The sequence below is a fragment of the Thermodesulfovibrionia bacterium genome (assembly GCA_030646035.1).
Taxonomy (GTDB): domain Bacteria; phylum Nitrospirota; class Thermodesulfovibrionia; order UBA6902; family UBA6902; genus JACQZG01.
The window spans coordinates 1-1699 of the sequence record JAUSMY010000064.1 but is presented as its reverse complement, the minus strand read 5'-3'; the positions used below and the strand labels follow the sequence as shown (position 1 = coordinate 1699).

Below are 1699 nucleotides of genomic sequence, written 5' to 3'. Positions count from 1 at the left end.
CGTCAGAGCTACATTGACTTCTGGCGTGGGTGGTGGAACGAAAAAAGGGGATGAAATCTTTCTCGTCGCGGTTCAACCGGTCATTAATAAAGCGATGGGAAAGCGGTATGCGAAGGAACATCCGGAGCAGACCGCTTTTCTGACGCTTGATTCTATTGAGAGAAAAAAATGATATGTTTGTTAGCGCGTGAGCGTGCACTTGTCGGGGGGTCGCTGGCCGGAGGCCAACCGGGTTGTGGGCAACGGGTTTTTCGTTGTCCATAACCCGGTAGCCATGGTTAAGAACCTGGGCTTGTCTATCATGTCATATTTGCGCGTTTGGTTTGTTAGTTTATGGTGATTTTGGTAGTTATTCTTTTATTTATATGTGGTTATGGTGATTTATAAGAATATGAGTTGAAAGGGGAAAAAAGAAACCCCAAAACCTTCTCTTTTGCGGGGGTTGGTTTCGGGGTTCATACAAAACGTGAAAGCTACTCTATCAGGTTCAAAGGTAAATGTCAAGCGGCGGACGATTGTTGAAAATTATCGTTTGCATTCCTATAGCGTGTCAATGTCGATCGGCGGTCGGTTGCTCATGCTCAATCGAACAAATTCAACCAGTGGCGGAAAACCGGAAGGTGTAAGGCAAACTCGCGGAGCAATCTCCGATCTCTCGCATAGTTCCCGGAAGCGATTGATGCAGCTGTGCGGGTCAATAGATGTCGAGTCTATGGGGTTGCCTGACTTCCTTACGCTGACTTATCCGGGAGAATGGCCGGATGAACCGGAAAGATGGAAAAGAGATTTACGGGCCTTGTGGCGGCGCTTTGATCGTCATTTTCCGGGATATGTGGGAATCTGGCGTATTGAACCTCAAGAGCGTGGCGCCCCTCATTTTCATGTTGCAGTTTGGAATGCTCCCGGTCTGGTTGATAATGCCGGCAAGGAATGGATTTCTCGTCAATGGTTTGAAGTTGTCGGGTCTCGAGATTTGAAACATCTGGCGGCGGGTACATCGGTTGAGCCCGTCCAGACTTGGCGAAAGTGGATTAGCTACGTTTCAAAGTATATTGCGAAAGTTGGGAAGGATGGCCGAAAGCAAGTCTTTGACTATGAAATCGGGCGTTACTGGGGGATAAGAAACAAGTCACGGTTGAAGATCAAGATGCAAATGGAAAAAGTATCAGCTGACAAGTTTGTCCGGATTAGGCGAGTTTTGAAAAAAATGATTGATGCAAATAAAAAACAGCGGGGGCAAAAAGTGCAGAAATATAATATTAATATGGATGTTCCGGGGTTGTGGTGTTATCTGAATAACGAAACGGTGGTTAAGCTTTTGGGGTTGTTTGAGAATGATGAACCGTTGCCTTTTTGAAAGAAAATATTTGTTGACTGTATGGACAATGTATGAGAAAGGATAATTTATGGTGAAGGGGATGAGGAAACCGGGTGTGGTGAGTAAGGTGAATAGGATACGGAAACCGTATTCGGTTACTTTAAATGAAAAACAGACTGACCGGTTGAAAGGAATCCTGGGTAAGAATGGAATCACCTTTTCGGCTTACATAGACTCGTGCGTCAGAGCTACATTGACTTCTGGCGTGGGTGGTGGAACGAAAAAAGGGGATGAAATCTTTCTCGTCGCGGTTCAACCGGTCATTAATAAAGCGATGGGAAAGCGGTATGCGAAGGAACATCCGGAGCAGACCGCTTTTCT

2 protein-coding genes are annotated in these 1699 nt (G+C 45.9%); both read left to right on the top strand.

Annotation, left to right across the window (positions count from 1 at the left end):
* Nucleotides 1-553 precede the first annotated feature (553 nt).
* Nucleotides 554-1357, top strand: a complete 804-nt coding sequence (locus Q7U10_12225) for a hypothetical protein (GenBank protein MDO8283364.1) — start codon at nucleotides 554-556, stop codon at nucleotides 1355-1357.
* 49 nt (nucleotides 1358-1406) lie between these two features.
* A partial coding sequence (locus Q7U10_12220) for a hypothetical protein (protein MDO8283363.1) occupies nucleotides 1407-1699 on the top strand: 293 nt, incomplete at its 3' end.

Bases quoted from the DNA above. Each gene is read 5' to 3' on its own strand.
- Q7U10_12225 (MDO8283364.1), top strand. From the start codon at position 554: ATGTCGATCGGCGGTCGGTTGCTCATGCTCAATCGAACAAATTCAACC.